This window comes from Anaerocolumna sp. AGMB13020 (genome assembly GCF_033100115.1).
Classification (GTDB): Bacteria; Bacillota; Clostridia; order Lachnospirales; family Lachnospiraceae; genus Anaerocolumna.
In genome coordinates this window covers 1,327,218-1,344,261 of record NZ_CP136910.1, presented here as the reverse complement: position 1 = coordinate 1,344,261, position 17,044 = coordinate 1,327,218, and the positions used below count along the sequence as shown (strand labels likewise).

8 protein-coding genes are annotated in these 17,044 nt (G+C 40.6%); all 8 read left to right on the top strand.

Translation table 11 applies throughout. The annotated features are described in order from the left end of the window. Positions 1-34 precede the first annotated feature (34 nt). Positions 35-2,884, top strand: a complete 2,850-nt coding sequence (locus tag R2R35_RS05345) for a type I polyketide synthase (RefSeq protein ID WP_317733473.1) — start codon at positions 35-37, stop codon at positions 2,882-2,884. A gap of 103 nt (positions 2,885-2,987) precedes the next feature. Further along, complete coding sequence (locus R2R35_RS05340; RefSeq protein WP_317733472.1) at positions 2,988-11,762, top strand: SDR family NAD(P)-dependent oxidoreductase; 8,775 nt, start codon at positions 2,988-2,990, stop codon at positions 11,760-11,762. Between the two features lie 67 nt (positions 11,763-11,829). Continuing rightward, positions 11,830-12,723, top strand: a complete 894-nt coding sequence (locus R2R35_RS05335; RefSeq protein WP_317733471.1) for a hypothetical protein — start codon at positions 11,830-11,832, stop codon at positions 12,721-12,723. Beyond that, entirely contained in the window at positions 12,717-13,973 is a 1,257-nt protein-coding gene (locus R2R35_RS05330) for a 2-phospho-L-lactate transferase CofD family protein (protein WP_317733470.1), read from the top strand. The genes R2R35_RS05335 and R2R35_RS05330 overlap by 7 nt, the downstream gene beginning before the upstream one ends. Continuing rightward, the gene (locus R2R35_RS05325) at positions 13,954-14,613 is read left to right on the top strand and encodes an HAD family hydrolase (RefSeq protein WP_317733468.1); all 660 of its coding nucleotides are present in this window, start codon (positions 13,954-13,956) and stop codon (positions 14,611-14,613) included. Before R2R35_RS05330 ends, R2R35_RS05325 begins: the two co-directional genes overlap by 20 nt. 105 nt (positions 14,614-14,718) lie before the next feature. Further along, positions 14,719-16,011, top strand: coding sequence for a glycosyltransferase (locus tag R2R35_RS05320; RefSeq protein ID WP_317733467.1), 1,293 nt, complete (start codon positions 14,719-14,721; stop codon positions 16,009-16,011). Continuing rightward, positions 15,977-16,738, top strand: a complete 762-nt coding sequence (locus R2R35_RS05315; RefSeq protein WP_317733466.1) for an enoyl-CoA hydratase/isomerase — start codon at positions 15,977-15,979, stop codon at positions 16,736-16,738. The genes R2R35_RS05320 and R2R35_RS05315 overlap by 35 nt, the downstream gene beginning before the upstream one ends. A gap of 5 nt (positions 16,739-16,743) precedes the next feature. Further along, positions 16,744-16,908: a hypothetical protein gene (locus tag R2R35_RS05310; RefSeq protein WP_317733465.1), complete on the top strand. Its 165-nt coding sequence runs from the start codon at positions 16,744-16,746 to the stop codon at positions 16,906-16,908. The last annotated feature ends 136 nt before the right edge of the window (positions 16,909-17,044 follow it).

The following is a 17,044-nucleotide window of genomic DNA, read 5'->3' as shown; positions in this document are numbered from 1 at the left end:
AGGGTATCGATATGGTGAAGAAGGAGAAAACAAAATGGAGCAAGCTGACGTAACAAAGAGGATTAAGGATATTCTGCAAAGGGTAAAGGACAATAAGATAACACCGGCAGAAGGCAGGAAGAATATTGAAGAAATAAAAACTATGGCAGGAGCTCCTACCGGAGAAACTTTACCGGAAGCAGGAGGGGTTGCCGTGATTGGGATGTCAGGACGTTTTCCAGGTGCATCAAATCTGGAGGAGTATTGGAGCAATCTAAGGAACGGCATAAATTCTGTGACGGAAGTGCCAGGGGAAAGATGGAATATTGAGGAATACTATGACCCGGAGGTTGAGAAATTAGACAAAACCAATTCCCGCTGGGGAGGATTCTTAAGTGACATTGATAAGTTCGATCCGGCCTTTTTTAATATCTCCGGTATGGAGGCAGAGGTAATGGATCCCCAGCAGAGATTATTTCTGGAAGAGTGCTGGAAGTCCCTGGAGGATGCAGGTTATGCCAATGATCTGGCCTCCGGTCTTTCCTGTGGGGTGTATGTGGGGGCAGCACCAAGAGATTATCTCAATAACATTAGCGAACGGGAGATTGATATTACTGCCCAGGCCTTCTGGGGAAACACCGGCTCTGTATTGGCTTCCAGAATATCTTACCTGTTGAATTTAAAGGGACCGGCAATGGCCATAGATACTGCCTGCTCCTCCTCACTGGTTGCACTGCATCTGGCCTGCCAAAGTATAATCCTTGGGGAAAACACAATGGCAATAGCAGGAGGAGTGTGGATCTGCAGCACCCCCCACTATTATATCTTTACAAGCAATGCAGGAATGCTGTCTCCCGAAGGCAAGTGCAAGTCCTTTGATAATGCTGCCAATGGAATTGTTAACGGAGAAGGTGTCGGAGCAGTAGTTTTAAAAAGCTTAGCGAAGGCAGTAAAAGATGGGGATTATATTTATGGTGTAATCAGAAGCTCCGGTATTAACCAGGATGGCAAAACCAATGGAATTACAGCTCCCAGTTCTCTGTCCCAAACAGCCCTGGAGCTGGAGGTATATAAGAAAGGAAATATTAACCCGGAGACGATAACCTATTTGGAGACCCATGGAACAGGTACAAAGCTAGGCGATCCCATCGAAATTGAGGCCTTGAAAAACGCTTTCCAGGAATACACGGCGAAGAAGCAGTTTTGTGCTCTGGGATCGGTAAAGACTAACATTGGACATTCCTCCTTAGCAGCAGGAATTGCAAGCTTTCTAAAAGCGGTACTGGCACTAAAACATAAAGAAATACCGCCTTCTCTTAATTTTCAAAAGGAAAATGAACATTTGGAACTGGAGAACAGTCCCTTTTATGTGAATACCAGGCTAAAGGACTGGAGTAATGAGGAAGGACCCTTGAGGGCGGGAGTCAGTTCCTTTGGATTTGGGGGTACCAATGCACACCTGGTAATAGAGGAATACCAGGAAACCCGGAATACATGTAAGAACAGGAATACGACTCTGAAAGAACCCTGCTATCTGGCGGCCTTTTCCGGAAAAACTACGGAGGAGCTAAGGCAGCGGCTGAAGGAATTTTTGGCATGGTCAAAGAAAAATCAAGGAACTTACCGTATGGGGGATATATGTTATTCCCTGGGAAACCGTCGTAAACATTTTCATAAACGAATAGCCTTTGTGGTAAAGGAACAGTCAGATTTAGAGCAGGCAATCAATCATTACCTTATAAAAGGTGAATCAGGCAGTACGGAGCTTTTGAATACAGGCAGCATACAACTTGGAAACCATAGCAGGTTGTATGAGGAGTTGGGCAGAAACCCTTCAGCCGAAGACTTTAAGGAAATTCTCCAAAGTTTTTCTGCTGCTTATCAAAACCGGGAAGAACTGATCTGGAGCAGACTGTACCGAGAAGAGGAGCATCTTAAGATACCGCTTCCGGTTTATCCTTTTGCAAGGAATAGCTATTGGGTACAGGCAAATGAAACGAAGCTTGTGAAGCCGGAAATAATTAGATTGCATCCCTTAATTGATGAGAATATATCAAGCTTTAAGGAGCAGAAATTCCGTACAGAGATAAGCTTAGAGAATCTGTTTAGGAAAGACTGTCTGTCTCACGGCAGAAACCATTATCCTTATGCAAACTTCCTTGAGATACTGCGAAAAGCCGGTGAGATTTCCGGAGAAAAGCCGGTCAGAATTATTTCGAATATACATTTTGCGGGAAATGATATATTTAATGGAAAGGAATATTTGCTAAACACTAAAGTTTATCCCGTGGGTGAACACTGCCAGGGAGAAATTGTAGCAGTTAATGAGGAAGAAGAGTTTGTCTGTGCCCAGGCACAGCTGATTTTCGTTGATCGTACCAATATGTTATTGGCGAATAGAGCGGATACGTTCAAGCTTGATATGGATGCGCCTGACCTGGTTGAATTTGACTTACTGAAAAATGATTGTCCCCTGGTAGTACAAAAAGAAGAATTATATACGTTTTTATCCGGTGAGTTCAAACGAAACTATGGAGCTGATTTTCAGATAATCACCGCTTTATCCATAGCGACCGAAAAGAATTCAGCCTTCGCAGAAATATCTATGAGAGATCATGTATGCTTCTTGCTGCCGGACTTGGAATTAAATACATTCTTTCTGGAGTCGGCTTTTCAAATCGGCCTTTTTTTAATACAGGATCGAAAATTAAGTCATTATTATCTCAGCGGCTTTGACAGCCTTGAAATATTTAAAAGACTTCCTAAGACTTGTTTTGTTCATATGGTTTTATCCGGGTGTGAAGCCGACAAAGAGGAAGAAGTATGGAAATTTAACGTAAGCTTTCTCAATACAGAAGGTGAGGTTGCTGTGAGAATATCCAATTACAATATCATAGGATACTAAGTAAATGGTTCAGGGAGGGTTATTCCTGAACCATTTTGCAGGTATATTAGAGCGTATTTGTAAAATCAAAGGTATCAGTAAGTAAATATACAGGAGGGGTGATATGTCAGGAAGCAGCAGAAAAGAAGATAGACCGTCAGGCAGTGTTCACAGAGCAGAGGATAATAAAAACTCTTCTGCCGGATATATGTTGAATTATTATGAAGAGCAATGGAGTGAGAAAAAACCTGAGAAAAGCCTTGAGAATAATAAAGCAGTAGGAACGGAGATTATTTTAATCTTTGGGGTGAAGGAACTCCAGGTAAGTATCGACAGTAATATAGCAGACAGAGACCATATCGTAACTGTATACGAAGGAGGCAGGTATCAGAGCCTTAGCGGAAAGGAGTATGAAGTTAATCCGCACAACCAGGAGGACTATAGAAAACTTCTGAAGGATATAAAAGAGAAGGGTCTTAAAATAAAGAACCTCCTTTATTTCTGGGCGCTAAAATCCGAAGGTGTGGATCAGGCTGTCCTTCAAAAACTGATCAAAGGAGAGAAGTCTGCCTTCGATATTGAAACCTCCTGTATGTCGGAAGAGGTCGAATATCTTTTTCTGGTTCTAACAAGCATAATACAGGCAGGAATGACGCATTTCTCTAAAATGCTTGTATTTACCCATAAGGATGAAAGGCAAACGAATCCTTTTCATGAGATTATAGCCAATTATGGAAAATCCACCGGTTTTCTTCTGCCGGAAATAGGTTTCTCAACGATACATATCAGTGATGTACAGAAAATAAATGATGTTATAAATGATGAATTGTCATGTTCCTATTCTGAACCGGAAGTTTTTTATACAAAAGGCAAGAGGTACATAAAAACCTATCATAAATTAACGGCTCCTTTCTTTGAAAAGGCGGATATAAGACCAGGCTCAGTTTTTTTAATCACAGGGGGAGCGGGAAAGCTGGGGATGTTATTTGCCAAATACTTAACAGAGGAATACAAGGTTAATCTGGTGTTGGTCGGACGTTCTGATTTAGATGATAAAAAGAAGGCTATGTTGGAGGAACTTAAAGAAACAGGAAGCCAGGTCTTATATCAAAAAGCAGATGTCACCAGCAAAAGCCAGATGCAGAAGGTAATCCACGAAACAAAAAAGAAGTTTGGGGCACTGAGTGGTGTAATTCATGCCGCAGGTTTGGTAAGTGATAAGCTGATTTCCCAAAAAGGGTACGAGGAATTTCATACAATCATACAGGTGAAAATGCTTGGAACCATTGTATTAGATGAGCTGACAAAAAATGAACCACTGGATTATTTTTTCCTTTTCTCCTCTACCTCATCGATTATCGGAGACTTTGGACAATGCGATTATTCCATAGGGAACCGGTTCCTTGACTGCTATCAGGAGCATAGGCGGTCTTTAAAGGAAAATGGCTTACGATCCGGAAAAACCATAACCATAAACTGGCCCTTATGGGAAAACGGAGGAATGCATCAGGACAAGGACGCGGAAAATCTATATCTGCAAACTGCGGGACTAAGCTATCTAAAGGACTCCGACGGCCTAAGGGCATTTAAGGAAATACTGGCTCTGAACAGAGGACAGGCAATTGTATTCTGCGGATACCCACATAAGGTTGATCAAATCTTAAGGTTTAGTGAGGGTACTCACCTGAAAGCAAATCTGAATGCACATAAGCAGTCAGAACAAAACCATGAAGCAATATTTCCCCAAGGGACACAGAATAGAAAAGACGAAACGTTGGAGCATTCTCTGGAAGCGGATATAAGAACCATCGCAGCGGATATACTAAAGGTTAAGGTAAAAGATATTGAGAGCAATCTTAACTTTGGGGATTTTGGTTTTGATTCAATTTCCTTAAAGATTTTGGTAAAAAGGCTTGGAGAGAAATATAACCTTGCTTTATCACCGACCATATTATTTTCTGCCAGCACCATAAAAGGCCTGGCGGATTATATTCTAAATAATTTTTTTGAGGCAGTAGATAGGTATTATGAGCGGACAGGGACGAAGGAAGGCTTGAAGGAAGCAACTGGATATAAAAATGAAATTGCGGAAACAGAACCTAGCAAAACATTGAACAGCAAAGTAAGAACCGGAACTGTGCCAACAGAAGAAACAAACAGAAAAGCAACAAACAGAAAAGAAGCAAGCAGAAAAGATACAGAGCGAGAAGAATTAAACAAAGAAGAATTAAACAAAGAAGAATTGAACAAAGAACAATTAAACAAAGAAGAAGCAGAACGAGAAGTAAGATTCAGTCATAAGCGGTATTTGACACCTTTTAAAAATCATACGCAGGAGCTTGCTGTCAAATATCGTAGGGATAATCAAGAGCAAATGCCCTATGAACCCATTGCAATCATAGGCGCTGAAGGAATATTTCCCGGTTCAAATGATTTAAACGACTTCTGGGATAATCTAAAGGAAGGCAGGGATCTGATTACAGAAATTCCCCCTGACCGATGGGATTGGAAAGAGTATTATAGTGAGGACCGTCTGGCAAAAAACAAAGCAACGTCCAAATGCGGCGGTTTTATCAAGGAGGTTGATAAGTTTGATGCTCCTTTTTTTAATATATCCCCGATGGAAGCGGAACTTATGGATCCTCAGCAGCGCCTGCTTCTTCAGACGGTCTGGAAAGTAACCGAAGATGCAGGATATAAGGCCTCGGAATTATCGGGAAAATCAGTCGGTGTTTATATTGGGGTTCAGTTCAATGATTATCAGGAATTGCTGCAGGAATCGGATGAAATGAAACCTCAGATAGTAACCGGTAACTCTCATGCGGTCTTAGCTAACAGAATATCCTATTTTATGAATTTTAAAGGACCAAGTGAAGCCATTGATACTGCCTGCTCCGGCAGCCTCGTTGCAATCCACCATGCGGTTAAGTCACTGCAAAGAGGAGAAAGTGAAATGGCCGTAGCTGGTGGTGTAAGTTTGATGCTTTCTCCTAAAACCTTTTTAAGCGCCAGTAAATTAGGCGTCTTATCTCCCGATAACCATTGTAAAACCTTTGATGAAAGTGCCAATGGCTACGTAAGAGGAGAAGGTATCGGTGTTATTCTGCTAAAGCCCTTAAAGCAGGCAATCAAAGACCGCGATAACATTTACGCAGTGATTAGAGGCAGTGCCCAAAATCATGGAGGAAGGGCAAATTCCTTAACTGCCCCTAACTCCGATTCCCAGGCAGAAGTGTTAATGGCTGCTTATCGGGATGCAGGGATTGATCCTGCTTCTGTTACCTATATTGAAGCCCATGGAACCGGAACCGAACTTGGAGATCCGGTGGAAATAGAAGGCTTAAAGAAAGCCTTTAGGGAGTTAGGTAAGAAGTACAAAAAGACCATAAATGGACCCAATTGCGGCCTGGGTTCAGTAAAAACGAATATTGGTCATCTGGAACCGGCAGCCGGAATTGCCGGAATCATAAAAGTCATTCTGGCAATGCGTTACCATACCTTGCCGGCAAGTATTAACTTTCATAAACTTAATCCTTACATTAACTTTGAGAACAGTCCTTTTTATATTGTGTCAGAAACCAAAGAATGGCTTCCGTTAGAAGATCTGCAGGGAAATAGAATACCCCGTCGCGGGGGAGTTAGCTCTTTTGGTTTTGGTGGTGCCAATGCACATGTTGTTTTGGAGGAATATAAGAAGGAAGAACTCCAGAAGGCAGCAGAGGAAGCCCAGATTATAATATTATCTGCCAGAAGCGAAGGCAATTTAAAACAATATGCAACGGATTTATTAAAGGCCGTTAACACTTACGGAAACGATAGCCTTTGCCTTGCAAATATATCATTTACCCTTCAAACAGGCAGGGAGGAAATGAATGAAAGGCTGGCTTTTGTTGCAAATAACCTGGAGGAATTGCGAAACTCCTTGAACCAATATATTAGAGGGGAAAGGTCAAAGGATCTGTTATCCAGCAACACTAAAAAAACACGGGAAAATTATGAACTGTTAGCCAGGGATGAAGATGCTGCTGTAATGGTAGAGCAGTGGATAAGCAAACGAAAGTTAATCCAGCTGGCCAAGCTATGGGTCACAGGTTATGAAATCAACTGGAAACTGCTTCATAATCCCAATACCGTGCAGAGAATCTCCTTGCCTACCTATCCCTTTACAAAGGAAAGCCATTGGCTGCCTATAACTTCCATGAAGACAACGAACAAAGAGTTGGCTGCCTTAATTGACAGAGCCGAGTATCTTAGGAGTTTTGACGGAGAAATAATATTCAGTAAAGAGTTAAAGCTTCAGGAAGCAATTGTTAGAGACCATATCATAAACGGACAGAATATATTTCCAGGAGTCGGATATATGGAAATGGCCTATCAGGCAGCAAGTATTATTTTTAACAGTAGGGATATTGAAATTTGCAAGCTCTTCTGGTTAAGTCCTCTTATATTGAATAAATCCGCTGTGAAGATTGTTATTTCACTAAAAAAGGAAGAGGAGAAATTAATCTTTGAGATCAAAGAAGCTGTTAATGGTTCCAATGCTCTTGTTTATGTCAAAGGTGAGTTACATAAAAAAGCAGAGGAATCAGATAGTGACCAGTTTATTTCTCTGGAAGCCATAAAGCAAAGATGCTCTCAGAGAATAAAGGGAGAGGAGCTTTACAGACATTATGAAAATGACGGAATCAGCTATGGGGCTTATTTTAAGGGTATCAAAGAAGTTTATCTGAATGACCGGGAGGTGCTTGGTATTATTCAGATACCCGATAACAGCGGTCCCGATTTAAAAACCTATACGCTTCATCCTGCCTTATTGGACAGTGCCTTACAAACAATCAGCTGCATTGCAGGGGCAGAAGGAAAGATAAATCTTCCCTTTGCTGTGGAACGATTTGAAATACGGAAGCCTTTAAAACCTGTTATGTATACCTATGTCAGAGCTGCCGGTAATAACAGCTATGAGATTTCCCTGATAAGTGAAACCGGTGAAATTTGTGCCAGGTTCCACAAATATGTGTTAAAGGAAATCCGCAGCAAAGCACCGGATATTTTCTATCAGCCGGTATGGCGAAAATCCTCCGTTTCCAGGGATACACAAAAGAAAATAGGTGATGAGGTTCTCGCAGCTCATGAGACTGCTGTGATAATCTATACCAAAGAGGGTAAGCCTGTTGCGGATAGAATAGCCGAAAAGCACGGGAAAGCGATACGAGTATTATTAGGAGAAAAAAATAACAAGATAGCAGAGGATTACTGGGAAGTAAAGTACGATGCTTCAGAGGCTCTCGGTGAAATAATTAAAAAAATTAATGAAAGAAAGCTTATATACTTTTTGGGTGGAATTCAGCTGAAACCTCTAAAAGCGGATGATCTGGAGGCTGTACGTGAGTCCCAGGAAAAAGGGGTAATCAGCCTCTTTCGGTTAATAAAAGCTCTGGAAAGCAGTAAATACAGCAAACAAACAGTGGACTTAAAAATTCTTACCAATAATATCTACCCCGTTAACAACAGTCCTGTTATTTTACCTGCTGCCTCCAGTATCCACGGTTTTGTCAAATCACTGGCAAAGGAATATACCAAATATAGAATTACAACAATCGATATCGATTTACTTACCAGTAGGGAGACTGATAAAAAGGAAGTTCTTTCGGAGATAAACGCAAATCCAGATAAGCTTACCAGTGAAAACCTTACTGTGAACAGTTTAACGGAAGAAAATCTTGCGACTGTATTATTACCGATATTTTCAGAGGCTTTCAACCCCAATGGTGAAACCGTGGTTTTTCGAGAGGGTGAGCGTTATGAACGTAGAATAGAACCCCTTCAGATACCACTGGTAACACAAAGTGTATTAAAAGAAAAGGGTGTTTACGTTATTCTTGGCGGAGCAGGAGGGATTGGACTTATACTAAGCCGGTATTTGTCAAAAACCGTAAAAGCTAAGCTGTTTCTAATCGGCAGAAGCGTGTTAAGTGAAAACGGGAAAAATACAATCAGAGAAATTGAGTCGCTTGGCGGAACCGTTCATTATTATCAGGCAGATATTACGGATAAAGAGAGCCTGGAGGCAGCAATCAGAGAAGTGAAAGCTGTCTGCGGTAATAGGATTAACGGTGTTTTTCATTCTGCAATGGTATCAGCTGATAAGCTGATTTATAAGATGACAGAAGAAGACTTCAAAACTGCCTTTTCTCCGAAGGTATATGGAAGTGTAGCACTATATTCCGTATTTCAAAAAGAAGCTTTGGATTTTATGGCGTTCTTTTCGTCAACCTCCTCACAAATCGGAATGCCGGGACAAAGCAATTATGTCAGCGGATTGAATTTTAAAGATAATTTCGCCAGCTACATACAAAAGAAGTTACCCTATCCGGTTAAAATATTTAACTGGGGATATTGGGGAATTGGTTCCGGTGAGCAGACAGAATTCAGGGAAAGAATGAAGAAAACCGGCATACAGGCAATTGAACCCATAGAAGGTATGGAAATTGTTGAGCGGGTACTGAGTGCAAATGAGAAGCAAGTCTTTATTTTAAAAGCTGAAAACAAGGTTCTAAAGCAGATGGGAATTACATCGGATAAAGCTCATGCAGGTGCTGCTATCGCATCCCGCCAGGTTTTCCAGTCAGAGATAAGAAACTCTGCCGGTAATGGGGAAGGAACTGAAATCTCACTACAGAATAAGCTGAAAGCAGGGGAGTATCCAGCTGAGGAGGAGCTATTAACTGTAAAGGAGTTCCTTCGTGATTATCTTTCAACAATTATTGCGAATAACCTGAAATGTGAAAAAGAAGGTATAGAAAACCGAACAAGCTTCCAGGAGTATGGCATCGACTCTATCTTAGGTTTTCAAATCTATGGGGATTTAGAAGAAAGTTTCGGAGATATTCCTACCACCTTGTTCCTTGATAACGATAATATTGATGAACTTGTTGTTTTTTTTCTGCAAAATAAAGAGGACAGAGTCCATCAATTGTATTATCAATGCAACAACAGTCAAAGCGACAACAGTCAAAGCAACAGCAGTCAATGCAATAATAGTCAAAGTAATGAAAGGCAAAGCAGTGGCATGCGAAACAATAAATCGCAGGATAATAGTTGGACGAACACTACCCAGGGGAATACAGAATCTGTCAAAAAAGTGAACCAGGAGATTGTAAAAAGTAAACTGAATGATTTTTTACAGGAGACTATTGCCGAAATCCTAAAATGTAATAAGGCAAGTATAGAACCACAGCTTAGTTTTGAAGAATTCGGCATCGATTCAATCTTAGGGTTTCAACTCCTGGCAGCGTTAGAAGCCAGCTTTGAAGATTTACCTGCTACTTTATTCTTAGATAATACGAACGTAGAGGAGCTGGCGGAGTTTCTGCTCCTGAATTATTCTCAGAAAGTCAAATCTATGTTTTGGGAAGATAGCTATGAGTCTGAATCACAAGCATTAACTGGCAGGAGTAAAGTAAGAGAAGCTGAAGTTGGCAGTAGGAAGTCAACGACTGAAACGGAATACATAGATAGTAGAGAGCTGACGGCAGAAACGGATGAAATGTATGGCAGAATGCTGACGGCTGAAACGGATGAAATGTATGGCAGAATACAGACGGCTGAAACAGATGATGTATATAGCAGAGAGTTGACGGCTGAAACAGATGACATATATGGCAGAGAGCTGACGGCTGAAACGGAAGATATGTATGGCAGAGAGCTGACGGTTGAAACAGATGACATAAATAGCAGAGAGTTGACGGCTGAAACGGATGAAATGTATGGCAGAATACAGACGGCTGAAACAGATGATATATATGGCAGAGAGTTGACGGTTGAAACGGATGAAATGTATGGCAGAATACAGACGGCTGAAACAGATGATACATATAGCAGAGAGTTGAAGGCTGAAACAAATGACATATATGGCAGAGAGTTGACGGCAGAAACAGATGACATATATGGCAGAGAGCTGACAGCTGAAACGGATGATATATATGGCGAAAAGCCAAGAACTGAATCGCAGGAAACCATAACAGAAAAGAAACTGACTCAGCCCGTAGGAATAAAGGAACTCCGATTCTCAGATTTAGTCAAAGAAAAATCAAAGGATATCAAACTACCCATTGATCTGGAAAGCTTTCTGGTAGAAGTTGAGGACAACACAAAAATTGAGGTAAGCATTAAAGGGAAAGGTGAGCCGATTTTGATTATTCCTGGTCTGGCTGTAACGACAGTAATCAGTTCCTATCAATTTATAGAATTATCCTCCAAGTATCAGGTCATAGGAATTAACCTGCCAGGCCATGGCAGAAGTGACGGAATTGATGATCTTTCCTTCAAAGGTATCAGCGAGATCCTTATAAAAGTCCTTGAAAAATTGGAGATCCGTCAGCAGTTACATGTAGTGGGAGGTTCTTACGGTGGAATCATAGCACAGAACATCGCGCTTAAGTATCCCGCCCGGGTTAAGACTTTGACCCTTATTGGCAGCATTACCGCTACCAAGTTCGAAGGAGTAGCGCAGGTATTCTCTTTTACGGAAGCTGTTTCGAAAGATTTTGAAGCCGTTAAGCAAAATGCAATATCCTCTGATGTAATTCAAAATATTGATTACTATTTTGATTTATATAAGCACAGCCAATCGACCAATAGCCCGGTATTATTAAAGTATCTTGAATTAATGAAAATAAAAATGACCACCAGGGAGGTGCTGGAACAGATAACAGTACCCACGCTGGTAATCGTAGGTGCGGTAGATACGGTAGTAGAGACGGAGGAATCCAGGCTTATTCATTCAAAAGTAAGAGATTCTCAATACATCGAGATTGCAGATGGAGGCCATTTTATACATCTTACCCATCATGAGCTCGTAAGCAATGCAATCCTTGTGTTTCTTGAAAAGTATAAGTAACACAATTCCTGAATTTCTGAGAAATAAAGGAGCATTAATAATTGTAACAACTGTAAGGAGGTGGGTTATGCCTGTTGAAGCGGTCAAGGATAACTGGGATAAGTTATGGAAAGAGGGATTAATACACTATTACCCAAAGGAGAACAAAGAAATTATCTTACACAGGGAAAGCTTTCCTCTAACGCTTGAGTATGCACCGGAAAGGGCAAAGAGGTTTCAGGGAGAAAAAAATCATCAGCTTCCGTTAGGTACTGAAATCTGGAACAGGAAGGATTGCTTATATGAATTTGACAATTTGGTATTGCTGGCAAACAACAGGCCGGTAACCAGATATCACAGTATTTTATGTTCCAGAGAATATCACCCACAAAATGAATTAGCTTATGAGGAAATCTATGAAGTGACCCGTTTGGTGGAACTCCATGGCTTTCGGGCTTTTCTGAATCTCGTTGGTACCGCAGCCACCTTAAATCATTTTCATACCCAGGTACTGTTTGAGCCCTTTCATCTTGAAAGCTTACCCTATGAGCTTATGGACAATAATTTAGGGACTATCCCGGACTATCCGGGAGGAAACCTGCTTATTACCGGTAAGCCAAAGGAACGATGTAAGCTGCTATTTGACTTAATAAAGGCACTTACCAGTTCAGAAACCCTGACAACTACTGATAAAGACGGAATGTTAAGCGAAACCCCTCTGTTTTCGCTTCTTTTCTGGGAGGATAAAATATTCTTTGTACCCAGAAGAAAGGAAGTATCCAGTGCAATAGAATCCATGGTGGGGGGATTGGAATTAAGCGGTCATTTTTTAATTACTGCACCTCTTACTCCGGATAATCCCTTTGAGGGGATTCAATATGAACACTTATGGAGCATTATCGAGGAAGTCACCTATAGCCAAAATGATATTAACAGCTTTTTACAATGCAATTCACAATTTAAAGGAGGATTATTATGTTAAAGGTAGCGGTATTTTCAGGCGGCAGAGGATCTAACACATTAGTCAAGGAATTGGTAAAGGACGAAACCTTAAGGTTATCACTGATTGTTAACGCATATGATGACGGGAAATCCACTGGTGAGATCCGTGATTTTTTTAATATGCTGGGTCCTTCCGATATTAGAAAGAATCAAGAGAACCTTATGTCTCCCAATTTTGAGAATTATAAAATCTGGTCGGAAATATTCAAGTACCGTTTTCCGGAAGATATCGAGCATGAACAATGCGTCCATATCTTAAGTTCTTTTGTAGACGGGAATAGTAACAGAATAGACAATATTATGATTAATGACAGTAATCTTGAGTGTCTGATCAAAAAGCTGTTAAGTCAGTTTTTGACCTCCCTTGAGATATATGAGAAGGTACAGGGAAGGGAATTTAACTTTTCCGATTGTTCGTTATCCAACTGCTTGTATGCAGGTGCTTATGAGATTCTCGATAAAGACTTTAATAAAACCATTAATCTGTTTAATCTGCTTCTGCATGTACGTGGTGATGTTGTACCAACGAATCTGGAAAATAAGAAATTGGTAGGCATCAGGGAAAATGGTATTATCTGCTATGATGAAGCGGAAATTGTGGAGCTTCGCTCCAGTGACAGAATCAAGGATATCTTTCTGATTGATGAGTACCTGGACAAAGAACTGATAGAAAGTAAATTTACGACAACCAGAGAAAAGATGGATTATCTTTCCCGGATACAAAGCTATGTATATGGAACACCTGAAGCAATACAGACAATTAACAATGCCGACATTATTATTTATGCACCAGGAACGCAACATTCTTCCCTCTTCCCAAGCTATATGACAATGGGAATACCAGAAGCAATCTATTCCAATACCAAGGCACTGAAGGTATTTATCTGTAATATCGGCGAGGATTATGAAACGCCTGATTATACCGCCAGTGAATTCCTGACCAGTGCTTATCGATATTTGACCAGAAACGCCAAACTAAAACTGCCTCTTTCTGATTTTATCCATGTAGCACTGGTAAATACCTCCCGCTCCGATACAAAAGAGGAAATTCGCTATGTGGAGAATGATTTTCCGAAGCTGGAAAAATTACCGATTAATATTGTTTATGGCAACTATGAATCCCCTACGGATTTGGGCAAGCATGATGCCGTAAGTACCGTTGCAACCATAAAAGATATCTACTACAACCGGTTTTTTAAGGAATTAACTTATGAAATTAAAGTGGGATAATAAAAAATATGTAATCTTTGATTTCGATGGAACCATAGCCGATACAAACCGGCTGCACCGCGCTGCTTTTGAAGAGGTCCTGCAACCCTTGGGAATATTTGATTTTCATTATGAAGCCTATATGGGCAGGAAGACCAAGGAAGTATTTAAGGATTTCTTCCAGTCAAAGACCATCTCTTATTCTGAAAAAGAAATAGAGGAATTCACAGACAGGAAGCAAAAGCTGGTGAGAAAATTAATTACCCAGAAATTAGAGGCTTATGAAGGAGCAATAGCTTTTATCAGACTTTTAAGAAATAAGGGAAAGATATTGTCTGTAGCTACTTCCTCCTCCAGAGAAGGTGTCACCTTAGCACTTCATAAACTGGGATTATATGAGGAGTTTCATTTTATTGTAACCGGAGATGACGTTGATAAAGCAAAACCGTCACCGGAAATTTATCTGAAAGCATTACAACTGGCAAATATACAGCCTTGGGAAGCCATTGTTATTGAAGACTCTTTTAATGGTTCTTTGGCGGCAAAGCAGGCGGGGCTGGATGTGATTATTGTAAATAATAAAGATTTAAGCAGTCAGTATTACTGTACTGAATTTCCTTATCTGGTTCGGGATTTTGAAGAGACGGAAATACAAAGCTAGAATAATGATAATGAAGAATAAACAAAGAGGAGCTTTTTGGAGGACATAATAAGCTTTGGCTATGCACGAAGTAAAAATTAAAAAGATAGAAAGAAGGAGATTTTTATGGGAAAAATAGCAATCACAGTTGTGGGTACACACGGTGAGGTACGCCCCTTACTAGCTCTGGCAATTGAGCTGCAAAATGCCGGTCACGAAGTAATCCTGTGTGCTCCCCCAAATGAAAAGGCCTGGATTACCGGCTATGGTTTAAATTTCTGCTCCTCTGGCTGTGACATTAATGGACTCATCGGTAATTTAAACGGATATATGGGACATCCTGTCCGCCTGCTAAAAGCGGTTAAGAAAACTCTGCACGATATTATCGGCGGACAGTTTGAATTAGAAAACAGCATAAAGGGCATGGATCTTATCGTTGGAAGTGGCGAACCTTTTGCGGTACCTTCGATTGCAGAAAAATATGGGATTCCCTTTGTTTTCCTTAATCTGGTGACACAGTTTATGCCTTCCTCAAACTATCCGCCTACAGTAATACCCTGGCAGAATTTACCTAAATGGGTAAATAAGCTGTTATGGAATATTGTAAACTCCTTTATCAATTTATCCCTGGTGGGTATTATAAATAAACAGAGGGATAACCTTGGACTAAAGCCTATCAAGGATCTTTATGATCATATTATCGGAAGCTTTAAAACCTGTATTATTGCAGTGAATGAAGTATTGGATAAAGTACCGGACTACAGTTTTGATTATATCCAGACCGGGCTGTGGCATGTACCGGAAATAATAGAAGAAGAACTGGAGCCGGGATTAATTGAATTTCTGGAAAGTGGTCCTCCGCCGGTATACATAGGTTTTGGCAGTATGACAGATTCAAATCCCAAGGAAACCAGCAGGATAATTGAAGAAACCATCAATACCTTAGGCGTAAGGGCAATTATTTCAAAAGGCTGGGCAGAGCTTTGTACAAACGTTGACAGGAAGAACACGTATATGATTGGATATGTGCCCCATTATAAGCTGTTCCCCAAAGTAGCTGCCGTAGTCCATCATGGGGGAGCCGGTACAGTATATACAGCGGCCTGGGCCGGGGTACCTCAGGTTTTGATCCCTCATATGCTGGATCACTATTATCAGGGAGCTTTATTATACAAGAAGCATTTAATACCAAAGGCAGTGAGCCGTTCCCAATTAACAAGTAAAAAATTAGCCTCAGCGATTAAAGAAGCCATGAGTAACAAAGTGATCATTGATAACAGTGCCAGGATTGGCAAAGAATTAAGGCAAATTGACCAGGAAGGTATTAAGAAAGCAGTAAAAACGATTGAAGAAGTATTACAGAATACCCTTGCAGGAGGAATATATGAAATATCAGACACTCAGAGTGCAATGGAATGATAAGCGCTGTTTTATCCAGATATACAGGCCTGATGCAAAGAATACCATAAACACGCTGATGGTGGAGGAATTATATGAAGTACTGACACAGTGTGAAGACCGGGTAAATATTATTGTTCTGGAGGGGTTGCCTCAGGTATTCTGCCTGGGAGCAGATTTTGCTGAGATTTCTTCTGAAGGGGAAGACAGTACTGGCAGGAACAATTCAGAAAAATTGTATGAAGTATGGGTTAAGCTGGCAACTGGCCCTTATATTACAATAGCGCATGTAAAAGGAAAGGTGAATGCCGGTGGCATTGGTTTTGTTGCAGCCAGTGATATCGTTTTGGCGGATGCTACTGCGGAATTTAGTTTGTCAGAGCTGTTATTCGGCCTCTTTCCTGCTTGTGTGTTACCTTTTTTGATCCGGCGTATCGGTTTTCAGAAGGCACATTATCTTACTATCATGACACAACCGGTTTCTGTTTCCAAAGCTTTTGAATGGGGGTTAGTAGATGCTTATGAAGAAAAGAGTGATTCAATCCTGCGCAGGCATTTACTGCGGCTAGAACGGTTGCCAAAGTCTGGAATTGCAGAATATAAGAGATATATGAATCAATTGTATAACAAGCTTTCTGCCGATAAAACCTCTGCCATCGAGGCCAATCGTAAGATGTTTCTGGAGCCTCAAAACCTTGAATGGATCTATCAATTTGCCACAAGGGGTAAGTTCCCCTGGGAGAATTAGTATAAGTGGCAGAGTTTCAGCACCACGGAAAACAGCCGACAGAGAAGGCAGATGAAAATGAAAAAAGTAGCAAGAAAAATGTAGCAATTGAAAGAAATATCAAAGGACGGATTTTGAAATTTACGAAGGGGGTTATTGAAAAAATAAAAGCAGTTTTTTCAACGTCCTGATTTTATATGTCTAAAGTACACAGAAGGGGGTTAGTTGAAAAATAGAAAGCAGTTTTTCAACTATGAATTCAGGAATATTAAATCAAAGATTTGATATTCACGAAAGGAGTTGGGTTGAAAAATAAATTTTTCAACT

Coding starts and splice junctions, on each gene's coding strand:
- R2R35_RS05325 (WP_317733468.1), top strand. CDS start 13,954: ATGAAATTAAAGTGGGATAATAAAAAATATGTAATCTTTGATTTCGAT.
- R2R35_RS05340 (WP_317733472.1), top strand. CDS start 2,988: ATGTCAGGAAGCAGCAGAAAAGAAGATAGACCGTCAGGCAGTGTTCAC.
- R2R35_RS05315 (WP_317733466.1), top strand. CDS start 15,977: ATGAAATATCAGACACTCAGAGTGCAATGGAATGATAAGCGCTGTTTT.
- R2R35_RS05335 (WP_317733471.1), top strand. CDS start 11,830: ATGCCTGTTGAAGCGGTCAAGGATAACTGGGATAAGTTATGGAAAGAG.
- R2R35_RS05330 (WP_317733470.1), top strand. CDS start 12,717: ATGTTAAAGGTAGCGGTATTTTCAGGCGGCAGAGGATCTAACACATTA.
- R2R35_RS05320 (WP_317733467.1), top strand. CDS start 14,719: ATGGGAAAAATAGCAATCACAGTTGTGGGTACACACGGTGAGGTACGC.
- R2R35_RS05345 (WP_317733473.1), top strand. CDS start 35: ATGGAGCAAGCTGACGTAACAAAGAGGATTAAGGATATTCTGCAAAGG.